The sequence below is a fragment of the Bdellovibrionota bacterium genome (genome assembly GCA_035292885.1).
Lineage (GTDB): Bacteria > Bdellovibrionota_G > JALEGL01 > JALEGL01 > DATDPG01 > DATDPG01.
Genome location: DATDPG010000053.1, coordinates 1 through 15,153, shown reverse-complemented (window position 1 = coordinate 15,153; position 15,153 = coordinate 1). Strand labels below are relative to the sequence as shown.

The following is a 15,153-nucleotide window of genomic DNA, read 5'->3' as shown; positions in this document are numbered from 1 at the left end:
CGCCGTCGCCTCTCTCCGCACCTGGTTTTCAAACTCTACTTTCTCTTGGGGATTTAGACCTCCCGGCCGAAGAGTGATCTTCACGATGCCGTTGCACTCCGCCACATTTTCGACGAGGCCGAGATCCATCGCCCGCTGTGTCCGTCCTGGTACGGTGATCTGACCGATCTTTTGAACGATTTCTCCTTTCGTCACGACGTTATCCTTGGCCCAATATGCGCTGAGCGAGCGCCGAGAACCATTTGGTCTTTTGACCCCCTTGCTCCTTGACCGCTCGAGCCATGCTTTCCTTCAAACTCTTGGGAGTCTGCAGGGTCACCATATGGGCCGACGTCTCTTCGCCGCTGTCCAGATCGCGCGCTTGCACTCGAAGCAGACATTCCGGCGAAAGATCAAATTTCATTTCCAACTGGCGGCCCCCCTTTTCTCCCTTGGTCGGCGCCGGGAACTGAAACGTTCCTAAATATTCGTCCTCAAGAATCTGAGGCTTGTCCCCCTGATAAATATCGATTTCCAGTCCCTGGCCGTCTTGCAACGCCACCTTGTACGATTTCGTCGCCGGCAAAGGGATGTTCCTATCCATGATGACCTTCAAGCGCCCGCTCCCCAAAGCCACACCGATCGGAATCGACAAGACATCTTTCAGTGTGACGGTCGCTGAGACAGCTTCCGGATTCGCCAACACCGCGGCTCCGAGGGCCACGACCTCGTCGGGGTGGACCCCCTTTCGGGGGGCCCTGGCGAAATGCTCGTGAATCTTCCCTTGAACCAACGGCATCCGCGTCTGCCCTCCCACCAGAAGAATTTCGTTAAGCTCGGATTTCTTCATCCCGACCGAATCCAACACTTCGTCGCAGATGCCCAGCGTCCTTTCCACAAGATCGCCGGTAAGCCGGTTGATTTGCTCTCGGCTCAAGGAGAGCGCTAAGTCCACCGGATCGGCGTTGATCTCGGTAATGAAAGGGAGGTGAACTTTCACGCTCTTCTCGGTGGAAAGGTCGCGCTTCGCCCGTTCCGCCGCGGCTCGTACCCTTTGCATCGCCACCTTCTCGGTGCGAATGTCCTTTCCGCTCGCTTCCTGGAATTTCTGTAGTGCGTACTCGGCGATCCGCGTGTCGAAATCGACTCCGCCGAGAAATGTGTCGCCGCCGGTGGCGAGGACCTGGAATTCATTTCCATGGACATGGAGAATCGAAACGTCGAACGTTCCTCCCCCCAAATCGTAGACCAGAATTTTCTGATTGAATCCTTTGTTGAATCCGTAGGCGATGGCGGCGGCCGTCGGTTCGTTGACGATGCGTTCCACCTGAAATCCGGCCATTTCCCCGGCATCCTTAACGGCCTGGCGTTGGTTATCGCTGTAATAAGCCGGCACCGTAATGATGGCGCGCCGGATTTCGTGTTGAAGTTGCCCCTGGGCCATCTCCCGAATTTCCGTCAAGATGAGACCCGCAATCCGGGGAAGCGTGAAAACCTTGCCGCCGAGAAGCACGGCGGTTTCGGAATCGGGGCCTTCCACGATCGGATACATCATCGTCTGACGCATTTTTTCGACTATCAACGAATTGAATTTCCTTCCAATCAAACGTTTGGATCCGTAGATCGTATCGGCCGGATTTGTGACCATTTGGTCCAGCGCCGGGTGCCCCACGATGATTTCCCCCTTCTTGCTGAAACCGACGACCGAAGGGACGGTCGCATATCCTTTGCCTGAGGGGATGATCCGCGGGCGGCCTTCCTGGACGTAGGCCGCGCACGAATTGGTCGTGCCGAGATCAATACCGAGGGCGATTTCCGAAGCAGCTGCCATAAATCGTGTGAGCCGATTAAACTATCCCTTCTGAGCGGCGATTGGCAACCATCCCGGACATGACCTCGAATCCTTCAAGAGCGTTCTTCGCCCGACCTGCCGTTGTGTTGGCATGTCTCCTAGTCGCGGCCTTCGGCGCTTTTTTCCCCGCACTATTCAATTCGTTCCTGTTTGATGACCTCTCGGCCGTCGTCGAGAACCATTGGCTTACCTTCGGGCAGATCCCCCGTTTCTTTCGGAATTTCTTTCTCGATTCATCACTCACATTCGTCGGCTTTCGGCCGCTTCTCATGAGTTCCTTCGCCGTAGAGCGGGAGTTATTCGGTCCGTCTCCTTGGATTTATCGATGCACGAACATCGTCCTTCACGCTCTGATCACGTTTCTGGTCTATCAATTAGCGATTGGCTTGGCCCGCTCTGACGTGCGACGAAGCGAGCGAAAGTTCGCTCTTTTTGTCGCCTTATTCTTTCTTCTCCATCCTGTTCAGACCAACGTCATTACACTCGCGTGGAAACGAAGCGATCTTTGGGTAACGCTCGGGATACTTCTTAGTTTTATCGGATTTCAACGTTGGAGCGAACGGCGCGGGGGCTTCCATTCATTGGCGCTCGGCTACCTCGGTGCATGGGTCGCCATTCTCTCAAAGGAAAGCGCACTGATTCTCCTGCCGGCGCTTTTTTTGGGCGACCAGCTTGTGTGGAAACGAAAACGGACTCCGCGGGAGCGAGACGCGGCCATCTACTGCCCGATCTTCCTTTTCACGGTCGTTCACATTTGGATTTTATTCGTCGCCATGCCCCGAGCGTTACAGGCCTTTCCCTATCAACCCCAGACCTACACCCCTCCCTCGATGCAACTCGATCGCTGGGCCTATTTTCAGACGCAGGCCGCCGCTCTTCTCGAATATCTAAAACTCATCCTCTGGCCGGCGGGGCTGAACGTGTTCCATTACCTCCCGCCCGTCCGCCAGGGGAACGACCCGCGACTGTGGGCCGGCATCCTCGTGACCGCGGCGTCGCTTGGCGTAGGTTGGATGGTACGAAAGAAGAATCCCGTCGTTACGTTCGCGATTTGTTGGTTCTTTCTGGGCCTGCTCCCTTCATCCAGCCTGGTTCCGTTGGATCTCTCTGTCGATGAAGATCGGCTTTATTTACCGATGATCGGCATCGCCATTCTCGTCGCCTTAGCCCTTTTCCGTTCACTCGATTTAGCCTCAAAGCAAAATTGGAAACTCGCAAAGCCGGCGATTGCAATTGCACCCGTTGTTCTTTTCGCGGTGTACGCGGGGCACGATCTTCTTCGAACACGAAGCTGGAGAGACGCCGTCACTCTCTGGTCGATGAATGTCCGTGATGAAGCTCAAGATGTTCGAGCGTGGGTGAATTTGGGGCAGGCCTATGCAGATGCCGGCCAGGCCGAGAAGGCCGATGCGGCGTTCCGCCATGCCTCGGATCTCGATCCCGAGTACGCCGTGTCCCAACTGTTCTACGGCGCGTTTCTGGTGAAAGAAAAGCGGTACGCCGAAGCGAAAAACGCTCTGCTCCAGGTGGTTCGACGAGACTCGTTCCAATCGCGCGCCCTTCTCAACCTCGGAATTCTTGCTTCGGATATCGGGAATTCGGGCGAGGCGGGTCGATTCTTCACCTTAAGTTTGATCACCGACCCGCGAAACGTCGTCACGCTCCGAAACTTCTCTACGCTTCTGGAGCGCGAAGGGGAAATTGACGCCGCGTTTCGCTCGCTCCGGCAGGCCATACTGATCAGCCCGCTCGACCCGGACACGCAGCTTCGTACGGCCTATCTGATCTGGAACTACCGAAAAGACGCTCTCGGGACCTACATCCTATTGCGTGAAGTCCTCCGAACCAGACCCAACGACCCCATGGCGTTGGCTCTGCGGGCGCAGATCCAGGACCATCTCAAAGTTGATCCCCGGGACCTTTGAAGCTACAAACAGTCCCCCAAAGCGAAAGTGGCGGAACGGCAGACGCACCAGATTCAGGGTCTGGCGGGCGCAAGCCCGTGGGGGTTCAAGTCCCCCCTTTCGCACCACGGCTAGATCTTTGGCCGCGATACTTCGTTCTCGCTCCTCGAAGCTCCTCACATACATACCTCCGTATGCTCCGGGCTTCTCGTCGCTCGGGCCTCGTCTCGCGGCCAAATCTCGTCGCCTTACTAGCCAACTGCGAAAGGGGGGATGAAGAACTCCCGCTTAGCGAGCCGCCAGCGAGTTCGCAGTAAGTTCAGGGCGCAGGACGACCAAAACGCTCGTCAAAATTTATACCTCTCGAATGAAATGACGAAGCGCTTGCGGCGAGCGAATGTCGAGTGAAAAACTCCCTGAGTCCTATCAGTCACCACAAACCGGGCAGCAGTCCGCCGCTAATAGGTAGAGAGGTCGCTGGACTGATCGACACGCCCGACCCCACATCCGTCAAGGTCAAGACAAGCACCTTGAGTCTCTCCAGGTTGCTTAACCCTGTGAGTCGCGACTTGACCCGGATGTCTTCCTCCCCGCGTTCCGCCAGCGCCAAAGTCAACAGGTATAAATTGCTGTAAGGGTCGGTAGCCTCCTTCATCAGATCAGCGACTTTTTCAACCGCTCCCTTAAGGACTTCCGCTACAAGAGATGGATCGACCGCTCGTGCATACGCCATGAAACGGTCATCAGAACAAACGATGTCCACGGTTTTGACAGTGGCCACCTCATTGATCACCGCCCAAACTTCATCACCCTTGACCTGGATGAACACACCCGGAATGCGAAGCGCCTTGATCTCATTCCAAACGGTTTTTGGCTCCCCCTGGAAAGATAACTTTATCTGCACAGGTTTAACTGGGGATGTCTCTACTGTCCTGATGGTGGCCAGAATCCGATCGTTTTCTAACGCAATGGAAACATCGGGATCCTGGATACCCAAGATCGCCTGGACAACCTCGGTCGGGCAACTGCCCGGCTTATTCGCCGGGTCTACATCCGGCCTGGGTTGCTGCGCTAGGCCCGGTTGAACGAAAAAGCATGACACGAGCAGGCATGAGATCAAACGCCAAACTTTTTTGGTCTTCATCGGAATTCTCCTCGCTCTAGGCTCTCACCTATCGTCGCCAGCAATCTAATGCAACCCTAAGGCCACAACACCTAGCTAAAAACACAGGTGTATCTCAGTTTCTCGTGCGACAGGAGAATCCCGGTCTGGGCCGCTCTTATCGCAGCATCATGAGGGCGTCGTCCGACCGCGGCCAATTCTTATCGGTTTACTTGCCAGCCGAGAACGGGGGAATGAAGGACACCTACATAGATCGAGACTCGCATATGCCTATGCGGTTACGGAAAAGATTCGTAAAAAATTACGAGACCTTAGGTATGGAATCCCAGGTCAAAAACAGCTCAGTACGCATCTTTTTCGCAACTGGCGGTTACACCCCCATTTTCTTGGGATGGGTCCAGGAAGTCCAAACCGTGGATATGATGAGATTTGGCAGAATAAATTTGGGGCCCTTTTTCGGTATGTCTCTTGCTCTCTTATCGAATGGGGATAGAGAGAATGAAAAACCTAGCCGCCGCACGCTGGACTCGTAGAATAGTTGACGTATGTGACCATATATCGTCATTTCTTCCACACCTGGGGATATCTAAACTTTGTGTTATTTCAGAAGGTTATGGCGGACGGCCTCGGGCGACGGCAAAAGATTTCCACAAGATTCCGAGATCTGATAGTTTTCTCTTTAACGAATCAGGATTTCGATCTTGGCCTGAAAGGAAGCGTTAAGACGCCATGTCCCCAGCTTTACGAACTGAAAAAGTGGAACGCTCTCACGAACGGCATGAGATGTCGGTGGCCGTCGAATTTCGGGGCCCCGACGGACCGATTCTGGCCACGACCGGAAACATCAGCCGCGGTGGAATGTACATTCACACGCCGGTGCCACTGCCGAGCGGAGCCAAGGCTTTCTTCACACTTCAGCTTCCTCAAGAGAATCCCATGAAATTCCATCTCGAAGGCGAAGTGGTCTGGTCGAACCGCCGCAGGCGGGGAAGAACGACGGCTCCGCATGGCATGGGTGTGCGTTTCTTGTCGACACGAGGCCAGACCCCCAAAACACTCGACAGCATTTTTTCCGTCCTGAATACGATAAGATCGTAGCGCTTGATCCGGCGCTATTCCCTTTTTCTTATTCTCGCAGTAGCTGCATTCGGGCCGCTTCTTTTCTCTCCCTATCACTACGACGATTCAATCGTCATTCAAACCAATGAGCTGCTCCGATCGTTTGCCGGCATCAAAGAGCTTTGGCTGGGCCATATCGACCACGCGCACGAAATGGACGGTACGTATCGGCCGCTGTTTCTCACGGGCCTCGCCTTGATCGGCCGGATTTTTGACTTTTCGCCGATCGTTTTCCACTTCGCTTCCATCGCACTCCACGCTTTGAACGCGCTTCTTCTTTATGTTCTTGCGACACGCCTCATTCATCTCTCTCCGCGCATGGCCTTTGTGACGTCGTCCCTTTTCCTTCTCCATCCCGTTCAGGTCACTTCCCTCGCGATAATTTGGAAGCAGAGCGATCTTTGGGTGGCATCGGCCGCCCTGGGAACCCTCTTTCTCCTTTTTCAATTTTCGCGATCACAAAAGAAGCGCTGGCTCATCTGCGCCGGGCTTCTTTTCTTGGGAAGCTTTCTCATCAAAGAAAGTCCTATGATTCTTCCCCTCCTTTGGCTGGCGGCGGAACCGATCTTCCCCAAAGCCGGACGCAAATCCCGTTTTGTCTTTGTCGCTCTGGGATGCGCGGTCTCCTTCCTCTATTATAAAGAGCTTTGCCCGAGAGTGCCCCGTCCCTATGACAGTGAGCCGAATCCCTCCACGCACCTCCAATATTTTTCGACGCAACTCTCCGTGTTCCCGTACTATTTGCGCGACCTCTTTTGGCCCGATGCTCTGACCGTCGATCGAACGATTTATGTTCCCGCCGCCCTGACCGCAACCGGTGCGTTTTGGATGGCGGCGGCGGCCTTGATGGTCGGGCTTCTGATCCTCTTGGCCGTCGGCCGAAGGTCACGAACGGCCGTGGCTTTTCTTTGGGGCATGCTTTGGCTCGCGCCCACATCCAGCTTTGAACCGCTTTCAATCCTCTACGATGAGACACGCCTTTATCTCACCGTCGCATCGGTCTCGCTTGCTTTGATGATCGCAGTCTCCCGTTACCGCCACCGGGTTGTACTTTCGAAAAACATTCTCCGGCTGGCGATGGCGGCGCCGATTGTTCTTCTCGGGATGCTTTCGTTCTGCGAAACGGCTCGGTGGAAATCGGATCGGCGGCTCTGGGAAGCGACTCTCGACGTCGATCCCACCTCCGCACGAGCGCATTACATGCTCGGGTATCTGGACGATATGGACCGGGCATACGACGATGCCGAGCAACACTATCGAAAAGCACTGGAACTCAGTTCCGACTTTCCCAATCCGCGTCTAAATCTCGGAATCCTCCTCGGTCGCAAGGGAGATCTCGACGGCGCAGCCGCCGAATTCACGAGACTTCTCTCCGCGCCCCCTCATTGGGCCGCGCGAGGGCATTATCATTTGGCGCTCGATTTCCTCTATCGCGGGAAGCCTCAAGAAGGCCTGTTGCACTTGGAAAAAGCCAAGCGACTGGATCCCACGGGGGTTCTTGCGGCCAAGGGAGAAAAGATCTTCTCGTCATATCTTGCCCGCCCGAAGCGGGTGCGCTAACCTCCGCCGACTCCAAATGGCATCACGCGCAGAGCGCACGGGGAAGAAATTCACCGTCGATCTCTCGACACAGGTCGGACCGCTGAAACTGAAAAATCCCGTTCTGGCCGCATCGGGAACCTTCGGCTACGGCTTGGAATTCGCCCATCTCGTCGATTTGAACCGCCTCGGCGGTTTCGTCACCAAAGGTCTGTCGCTACAACCCAGGGCCGGGAATCCGCCGCCGAGAATACATGAGACGGCGTGCGGGATGCTCAATTCAATCGGACTCCATAACATCGGTGTCGAAGCCTTCTTGCGTGACAAACTCCCCGCTCTTCGGAAATACGACACCGCCGTCATCGCGAACATTTACGGAGAAACCCCCGACGATTTTGTCTCCGTCGCACGGGAGTTAAACAATTCCGAAGGACTCGCGGCCTTGGAGATCAACGTCTCTTGCCCCAACGTGGCCAAGGGGGGTCTCGATCTGGGCACCGATCCGGAGGAAGTGCAAAAGCTCGTCGAGCGGATTCGAAAGATTACGAAACTTCCGCTCTGGGCGAAGCTGACGCCGAACGTGACGGACATTCAGGCGATTGCGAGAGCGGCGATCAACGGCGGCGCCAACGCACTCTCCCTGATCAACACGATCCGCGGAATGTCCGTCGACCTGGATAAACGGACGCCCCATCTGTCCTCCGTGACCGGCGGCCTTTCGGGCCCGGCCATAAAGCCCGTCGCCCTCGCGCATATTTATGAAGTCGCGAAATCGTTCGACATTCCGATCGTCGGCATCGGCGGTATCGCCTCCGGAAGGGACGCATTAGAATTCATGGTGGTCGGCGCCAGCGCCGTTCAGATCGGAACGCAGAACTTCGTCCGCTCCAACGCCTGTATAACGATCCTGGACGAAATGGAGGCCTTCCTTCGGGAAAAGCAGATCCCGAAAGTGACGAACGTCAACCGCACGCTTTCGACGTATTCGCAGAGCACGGCCGTTGCTCTTGATAGATGACCGATTCAAACAAGACCTGGCTGCCGCGAACGAAGCGGTTTCCGGTTCAAATTCCGATCAGTGTGTCCACGATCGGGACGTTTCTGGACAGCGAAATCATGAATCTCTCGAAAGGAGGAATTTTCATCCGGGCCGACATCACGCTGCCGCTGGGGACCGAGGTGGATCTCAAGTTTTCCATTCCCTACTCGGATCGGGCGGTCGAAGCGACCGGCACGGTGGTTTGGACGAGAAAAGCCGGGCCCAAACCGAAAGGGGCGTTTCCCGACCATCCCGCCGGAATGGGAATTCAATTCAAGCAGATCGATCTGTCCGACATGGAATTCCTCCTCGACAGCATCGAGAGGATCATGGAGAATTCTTGAATAGTTTCCGATAGTTGATAATTGCCGCAATCTTTGGTAGTGTGTTGCGCTTTTTATGACGCGGAACGCTGCACAGGCCCCCTTCAAGGTTGGAGACAAAGCGGTCTACCCCGCCCATGGTGTCGGGGTCATCGAACGGATCGAAAACAAGGAGATCTCCGGAACGGTCATGTCGTTTTTCGTCCTGCGGATTCTGGACAACGACATGACGATCATGATTCCGACGTCGAACCTCAAGAACGTCGGTCTCCGCCAAATCATCACCGGCGATAAGGTGAAAGAGGTTTACAAGATTTTTCAAAAACGCGATGTCGTGATCGACACCACGACGTGGAACCGCCGGTACCGAGAATACATGGAAAAAATCAAGACCGGATCGGTGTTCGAGATCGCCGAGGTCATGCGCGATCTCTTTGTGCTGAAACAGACGAAGACCCTTTCCTTTGGTGAGAGAAAGATGCTCGACACCGCCCGAAACCTGCTGATCAAGGAGCTGGCATTGGCCAAATCGGTCGCGGAAGAGGAGATCGAGCGGGACATTCGCAAGATCTTCGAAGAGTGAACGTCACCGCCGTCATTACCGCGGGCGGTAGTGGAAAACGATTCGGCACACCAACCCCCAAACAGTTTCTGCCTCTCTTGGGGCTCCCCATCCTGGTCCGTTCGGTACAAGCCTTCGAACGATGCACCGAAGTCGAAGAAATCGTCATCACGGTCCCCGAAGCGCAGCTGGCATCGTACAACCCGTCGACGTTTCACAGCTACGACATCCGGAAAGTCGTGAAGGCCATCGTGGGGGGAGAGTCAAGACAAGAATCGGTTCATCTGGGGCTTCGGGCGATCGATTGGCCCTGCGACGTCGTCGCCATTCATGATGCGTCCCGGCCGCTGATCCACGGCAAATTGATTTCCGCCTCGCTCCTGTCGTTGGAAGGGTGGGACGGTTCGGTCGTCGCCGTTCCGGTTCACGACACACTCAAAGAAGTCTCCTCTCCGCCGAAAATCGACCGCACCGTCGAGCGAACCCATCTTTGGGCCATGCAAACGCCTCAAGTTTTTCGATTTCCCTGGATCTTGAAAGCGTACGATCAGGCAGCGAAGGATTCCTTCCGAGCTACGGATGACGCTCAAGTGGCGGAGCGTTTCGGCGGAAAGGTTCGAGTGCTCGAGGGAGACCCGCGTAATCTCAAAATTACGTTCAATAACGATCTCCGGATGGCTGAAGCCCTTCTCAAGGGAGAGGTCGAATGAGCGGGTTTCGAATCGGACAGGGATTCGACGTACATCCGTTCGCAAGAGACCGGAAACTGATCTTGGGCGGCGTTGAAATTCCTCACGCGGCCGGACTGGCGGGCCACTCTGATGCCGATGCCCTTTGCCACGCCATCTGCGACGCTCTTCTCGGTGCGATGTCGCTCGGCGACATGGGCCAGCACTTTCCCGACACCGATCCAAAATACCGGGGCAAATCGAGCCTTTTTTTCCTGGAGCGAGTCTCCGCGCTGGTTGCAGAAAAAGGATGGCGCATCGCCAACATCGACAGCACGATCGTTACGGAGGATCCGATTCTGCGCCCGCATATCGACCCGATGCGACGAAAAATTGCGCAGACACTTCAATTGGAAGCCGATCGGGTGAGCGTAAAGGCCACTCGCCCCGAAAAGTTAGGCGCGCTCGGACGAAAGGAAGGACTTCTCGTTCTGGCCATGGCTCTTCTCCAAAAATAATCTATGGCCACCATGGCCTCATCCGTCACAGTCAAAGAGCTTTGGATCTACCCGATCAAATCGTGTCGGGGGATATCGATTACAGCGACCAAAGTGGAACGGCGTGGTTTCGAGTTTGACCGCCGCTGGATGGTCGTTAATGAAGAAGGGCAATTTCTCACGCAGCGAACGCTTCCCAGAATGGCGCTCATTCATGTTGAGCTCACCGCCGAGGGCCCGCGGGTTTCGGCGCCGGATCAACCGCCTCTGCTCCTTCAACGGAATCAAACTCCGTTTCACTCTCGATCGGTCGTCGTTTTTAACGATCGAGTCGAAGCCGTCGATCAGGGAGATCGCGCGGCCGAGTGGTTCAGCCGTTTTTTGGGAATTCGTACGCGTGTGGTTTACATGCCGGATGATACGAACCGACGAGTTGATCCGGAGTATGGACAATCGGGCGACCAAGTGAGTTTCGCTGACGCTTATCCACTTTTGATTCTTTCCGAAGCTTCCGTGGATGACTTGAACCGGCGGCTGCCCGCACCCATCTCCTTTCGTCGTTTTCGTCCCAACATTTTGGTCACCGGTTGCGATCCCTACGAAGAAGACCGTTGGAAGATGATTGCGATCGGGGACGTAAGCATCGAATTTGTTAAGCCTTGCGAGCGCTGCAGCGTAACGACGGTGGATCCCGATACCGCATTGCGTGGGGAACAACCGTTAACAACTTTGGCCGCGTACCGGAAGGTGGATGGAAAAATCTTCTTTGCACAAAACGCGATTCCCCGCCGTTTTGGAACAATTCGTGTCGGCGACCGGCTGAAAATTTCTTGAGCCGCCGAAAAAAGCGGGCTGAAATCGGTTATACTATCGGAGCCGACCATTCCAACCGGGGAGAAAAATCAATGAAAACGCTTCGAGGATTCACAGGGGTAGCTTTCTTTGTCTGTACGGCGCTTTTGGGCCCCTTGTCCTGTTCGAATTCCACGGACGACGGCAACAATACGAACACCAATCCGACAACCGAGACCAACGGTCTCTCCGCCTCCTATCCGTCAGACCTGGCCGTCACAAGCCCGTTTACATCCGGGGAAGTCGTCGAAGGATTGGTTCGCCTAAACTCTCGCGCACAGGCTACCCCAAACCCTGACGAAGAATTCAAAGGATACTTTGAACGGATCGACGAACTCGAAACCCGCATCACCGCCACGGATCCAACCGCCTGCGGCTTTGGAATCGGCGTTTTCCGTCCCATTCCGGCGGCCACCTGTTACGGACCCAGTATTTCCTACACCAACCACCCGGACTGGGCACCGCCCGACGATCCTTCTCTGCTCGATGACAACCTCCCCCCCGGCGATCTCGGCATTTGGGACGAGCTTGAAGCGAATACGAACGAGCCGTGTGTCGTGGCTAAGGTGAATTCGCTCATGGCCGAAGTGCAGAGCAAAGTCGATATGGCTGTGGATCTCGTCTCCAGCATGCTTTGCGTGGCGAAAGTGACCGGAGCGGATACGTTGCCGGTGGAAGGCGAAAGCAAGGACCTGACGACCACGTTGCAAGACGGACTAACCGCAACAGACACACCGTTTACGATCTCCGCCGCTACGATCGAACGTCAAGCCGACACGTCGGATGGATTCAAATCCTTCCTGTCCGAAGTCTCGGGTTCGGCCGAAGCTCCCACCTTTGACCAGGCGACACAGACGATTGTCACGTCCGTACATCTCAAACATATTCCAACGTCGGACGACAACTCGACGTACCGTGGACGACTCTGGATGACTGTGAGCGGCGGGACATTCGGCCCGGGCGCGAAGTGCGGAGGACAGAGCGCCAAAATGGTCGCTACTTCTATTCTTTACTCCAAAGACGCCAACGGCCGCCTTCTTTATCGCTTGCAACGAGCGTCTTATTGCAGCGATACGGCGAATCCCTTCGATGCGAACAACGCACTCGATGCGTCAAAGAAAGATCCCGATCCGGACGGCTGGGTAGATAATTTTGTCGACAGCACGTTCGACATCAGCGTTTCGGATAGCACGGGTGTGATTTCCTACGCGTGGCAGGCGGGTACGGGTGATTCCCACGCGCGGGTCTTTCTTTCGGAACTCTCGGCCGCCAGTGACGGCGGGCGAACGGGTTGCGGTTATTTCGGCTTCGGCCCGGATGTCACGCGGGCGGACATCGGAAGTATCGACGGTATGATTTGTAACTGGGCTGGGCCCCACAACGACCACACACCCCAGGCGCTGGTTCAACGGCAATGCGTGGACTTTGATACGACAAACAAGATCTGGACCAGCAATCAGAGTAACTTAGCTGTTGAGTATGGGCCGGTGAATGCCTGCGCCGTGGACGTCGCCGACGCGGCCGACTTCGACGGACGCACGGTGCTCGCCAACCAACTCGCGCCGATTGCCGAGATGAACGCGGACGTCACGCCTCCTGCAAAACCGTCCAGTCTGTAGTATTCTGCGCCGCATGTGCGGCCGGTTTACGATGACCGCCAGCAGCTACGAGCAACTGGCGGCGCTATTCGGCGTGGAGGTGGCTGTCGAACAGGCCCGCCTCTATCGGCCAAGGTACAACATCGCGCCCGGCGACCCGTTTTGGATCTTTCTTCGTGAAGAGAACAGTCGCCGCCTCGATCCCGCCCGTTGGGGTCTCATCCCTTCTTGGTCGAAGGAAAAAAGCGGCCTCATCAACGCCCGCAGCGATACGGCGGCCACCAAACCGGCATTCCGGAAGTCGTTTCGGGAAAAGCGGTGCGCGATTCCGGCCGACGGATTTTATGAATGGACGGGCGACAAGAAATTTCGCCGGCCGATCTGGTTTCATCTGCCCAATAACGAGATTTTTCGTTTTGCCGGTCTCTTTGAAGAGGGTGTGGATGCTAAATCGCAAAAAACCTTTCGAACGTTTACAATTTTGACTGCCGACGCGCGGGGCGCCGTTAAAGGGATTCACGACCGGATGCCGGTGATCCTCCCGCCCGACCTTGCGGAAGAGTGGGTTTCGCACCGCCCGGCGAAAACAAATTCGGATGTCGATCAACTACAAGAGTTGTTGCATTCAGCGCCCTTGCCTCCGCTTGTTGCCACGGAAGTTTCTCGGCGCGTGAACTCCCCCCGCAACGACGATCCAGCGCTCCTGGACCCGATTCAGCCATAGGCTGTTACACCGGTTCTAGAACCTCAACTGCGCCCCGGCCAGATAGAATTGATTTCGAAAATCCGTCGTGTCGCAGTCATAAATACAGAAGTCGACCCCCTTCCCCAGAAGCCTGTTGTAGCCAAAAAAGATGGAAGTATCGACCAACCCCGACGGCGAAATGAACCCCATGGCAACCTGGGGATTGATCCAAATGCGAGACTCAGAGTCGGTCGAATTGTTGAGACCGCCGAGATAGACATGAATTCGGGGCGTAATTGTAACGTAGCCATTTTTCGTAAAGTAGTACGAATACGCTCCGTACGCCCCAGTAACCAACCCCACTTCAACGCCGACGCCGTAATAGTGAGGATGCCGGCTCGGAAGTTCCAGGTAAGCGTCTAATGTAGTGAAAACGAAGGTGAGAGGCATCTTCACTTGAATCGCGAAACCGGATTGGTTCTCCTTTTGTTTCGCGTACTGAAGGTCGACTTCGAACTGGGCCCAAAAGTGGGTTTCATCCGCATTGGAGTTCGTGCCTTCTCCTGGCGCCACAAACGCGGGACCGGCGGAAACCGCAAAATCGACGCCATCTTCAAGTCTGGCATTTGTGCGTCCCAGATTAGGTACGCATGCAGCGGTATTCGCCAACAACCCTAATAACGCGGTAAGCCCGAGTCGCTTCATCGGTGGATTAAATACCCTATAGGATCTTTTCAATCCGGGCGACGGCGTTGTAATCCGGCTCAAACGACACCGGATCATAGTGGCGAGAAACTAGAACATTCCCCTCGGGCCAATGCACTTGAACATTCCGCGGAGGAATCGGAGCGATTCGGCAGGTTCCATCCATCTGACCGACGTCGGATCGCAGGCGAATCTTCTCGCCGTCCTGCAAACCCAATCGGTCAGCGTCGTGGCCGGAGACGAAAATGTCGGTCCGTTCGCGATTCGTCAGCGGGTCGTTCGAACCGTACGTCATGGAGTTGAACTGCTTTCCCCTCCGCGTGGTGACGTAGACGCAGCCTTCCGGTATCTCGAGTTTCGGCGGTGAAATAGCCGAGAAACGCGCTCTGCCGTTCGGCATTTTCACACCCGAGGCGGGGAAGAAGAATGACGGAACTGCAACAGCCGAGCGGGGTTTTGCTGATCGATAAACCGCGGGGGATCACGTCGCACGATGTCGTGAGCCGTCTTCGGCGGGCCTTCAACATGCAGCGGATCGGCCACGCAGGCACGCTCGATCCCGATGCATCTCCTCGGGAAAGAGACCGACACGTACGATTCCGTCGGGCGCGTAATCGCCGAACGGCCCGTGGATATGAGCCAAGTCGCTCTGCGATCCGTGTTGGACCGTTTCGTCGGAACGCAGGACCAACTCCCTCCCATCTATTC

Annotated in this window: 16 protein-coding genes, 1 tRNA gene and 1 pseudogene; 13 read left to right on the top strand and 5 right to left on the bottom strand. The window is 55.7% G+C overall.

Annotated elements, in window-relative coordinates; all coding sequences use genetic code 11:
* A partial coding sequence (locus VI895_04505) for a hypothetical protein (protein HLG19062.1) occupies positions 1-195 on the bottom strand: 195 nt, incomplete at its 3' end.
* 4 nt (positions 196-199) lie between these two features.
* Positions 200-1,810, bottom strand: coding sequence for an Hsp70 family protein (locus tag VI895_04500; GenBank protein ID HLG19061.1), 1,611 nt, complete (start codon positions 1,808-1,810; stop codon positions 200-202).
* Between the two features lie 41 nt (positions 1,811-1,851).
* Between VI895_04500 and VI895_04495 the strand changes: the two genes are divergently transcribed.
* On the top strand, positions 1,852-3,756 hold the full coding sequence (locus tag VI895_04495; GenBank protein HLG19060.1) for a tetratricopeptide repeat protein: 1,905 nt from the start codon (positions 1,852-1,854) through the stop codon (positions 3,754-3,756).
* A gap of 21 nt (positions 3,757-3,777) precedes the next feature.
* Positions 3,778-3,863 (top strand) — tRNA-Leu (locus VI895_04490).
* Between the two features lie 302 nt (positions 3,864-4,165).
* Here the strand turns inward: VI895_04490 and VI895_04485 are convergent.
* A complete protein-coding gene (locus VI895_04485) occupies positions 4,166-4,879 on the bottom strand; it encodes a hypothetical protein (GenBank protein HLG19059.1) in 714 nt (237 codons plus the stop codon).
* Between the two features lie 708 nt (positions 4,880-5,587).
* On the opposite strand from VI895_04485, the gene VI895_04480 reads away from it, so the two are divergent.
* The 10 genes from VI895_04480 to VI895_04435 all read left to right on the top strand — a co-directional run bounded on the left by VI895_04480 (position 5,588) and on the right by VI895_04435 (position 13,779).
* Positions 5,588-5,956 (top strand): PilZ domain-containing protein, encoded by a 369-nt coding sequence (locus VI895_04480; GenBank protein ID HLG19058.1) that lies wholly within the window; start codon positions 5,588-5,590, stop codon positions 5,954-5,956.
* 3 nt (positions 5,957-5,959) lie between these two features.
* Entirely contained in the window at positions 5,960-7,537 is a 1,578-nt protein-coding gene (locus VI895_04475) for a tetratricopeptide repeat protein (GenBank protein ID HLG19057.1), read from the top strand.
* A 16-nt stretch (positions 7,538-7,553) separates the two neighbouring features.
* Entirely contained in the window at positions 7,554-8,534 is a 981-nt protein-coding gene (locus VI895_04470) for a dihydroorotate dehydrogenase (GenBank protein ID HLG19056.1), read from the top strand.
* On the top strand, positions 8,531-8,899 hold the full coding sequence (locus VI895_04465; GenBank protein HLG19055.1) for a TIGR02266 family protein: 369 nt from the start codon (positions 8,531-8,533) through the stop codon (positions 8,897-8,899). The genes VI895_04470 and VI895_04465 overlap by 4 nt, the downstream gene beginning before the upstream one ends.
* Positions 8,900-8,954: 55 nt before the next feature.
* Positions 8,955-9,461 carry a CarD family transcriptional regulator gene (locus VI895_04460; protein HLG19054.1) on the top strand — a complete coding sequence of 169 codons (507 nt, stop codon included), beginning with the start codon at positions 8,955-8,957 and terminating at the stop codon, positions 9,459-9,461.
* Positions 9,458-10,150 carry a 2-C-methyl-D-erythritol 4-phosphate cytidylyltransferase gene (gene ispD / locus VI895_04455; GenBank protein ID HLG19053.1) on the top strand — a complete coding sequence of 231 codons (693 nt, stop codon included), beginning with the start codon at positions 9,458-9,460 and terminating at the stop codon, positions 10,148-10,150. Before VI895_04460 ends, ispD begins: the two co-directional genes overlap by 4 nt.
* Complete coding sequence (gene ispF, locus VI895_04450) at positions 10,147-10,626, top strand: 2-C-methyl-D-erythritol 2,4-cyclodiphosphate synthase (GenBank protein ID HLG19052.1); 480 nt, start codon at positions 10,147-10,149, stop codon at positions 10,624-10,626. Before ispD ends, ispF begins: the two co-directional genes overlap by 4 nt.
* A gap of 12 nt (positions 10,627-10,638) precedes the next feature.
* Positions 10,639-11,439, top strand: a complete 801-nt coding sequence (locus tag VI895_04445; protein HLG19051.1) for an MOSC N-terminal beta barrel domain-containing protein — start codon at positions 10,639-10,641, stop codon at positions 11,437-11,439.
* A 71-nt stretch (positions 11,440-11,510) separates the two neighbouring features.
* A complete protein-coding gene (locus VI895_04440; protein ID HLG19050.1) occupies positions 11,511-13,076 on the top strand; it encodes a hypothetical protein in 1,566 nt (521 codons plus the stop codon).
* Between the two features lie 13 nt (positions 13,077-13,089).
* The gene (locus tag VI895_04435) at positions 13,090-13,779 is read left to right on the top strand and encodes an SOS response-associated peptidase (GenBank protein HLG19049.1); all 690 of its coding nucleotides are present in this window, start codon (positions 13,090-13,092) and stop codon (positions 13,777-13,779) included.
* A gap of 15 nt (positions 13,780-13,794) precedes the next feature.
* On the opposite strand, the gene VI895_04430 is transcribed toward VI895_04435, so the two are convergent.
* Both VI895_04430 and VI895_04425 read right to left on the bottom strand, forming a co-directional pair.
* Positions 13,795-14,445 carry a hypothetical protein gene (locus VI895_04430; GenBank protein ID HLG19048.1) on the bottom strand — a complete coding sequence of 217 codons (651 nt, stop codon included), beginning with the start codon at positions 14,443-14,445 and terminating at the stop codon, positions 13,795-13,797.
* Between the two features lie 16 nt (positions 14,446-14,461).
* On the bottom strand, positions 14,462-14,845 hold the full coding sequence (locus tag VI895_04425) for a molybdopterin dinucleotide binding domain-containing protein (GenBank protein ID HLG19047.1): 384 nt from the start codon (positions 14,843-14,845) through the stop codon (positions 14,462-14,464).
* A 26-nt stretch (positions 14,846-14,871) separates the two neighbouring features.
* Here VI895_04425 and VI895_04420 point away from each other — a divergent pair.
* A pseudogene (locus VI895_04420) lies at positions 14,872-15,015 on the top strand (tRNA pseudouridine(55) synthase TruB).
* The last annotated feature ends 138 nt before the right edge of the window (positions 15,016-15,153 follow it).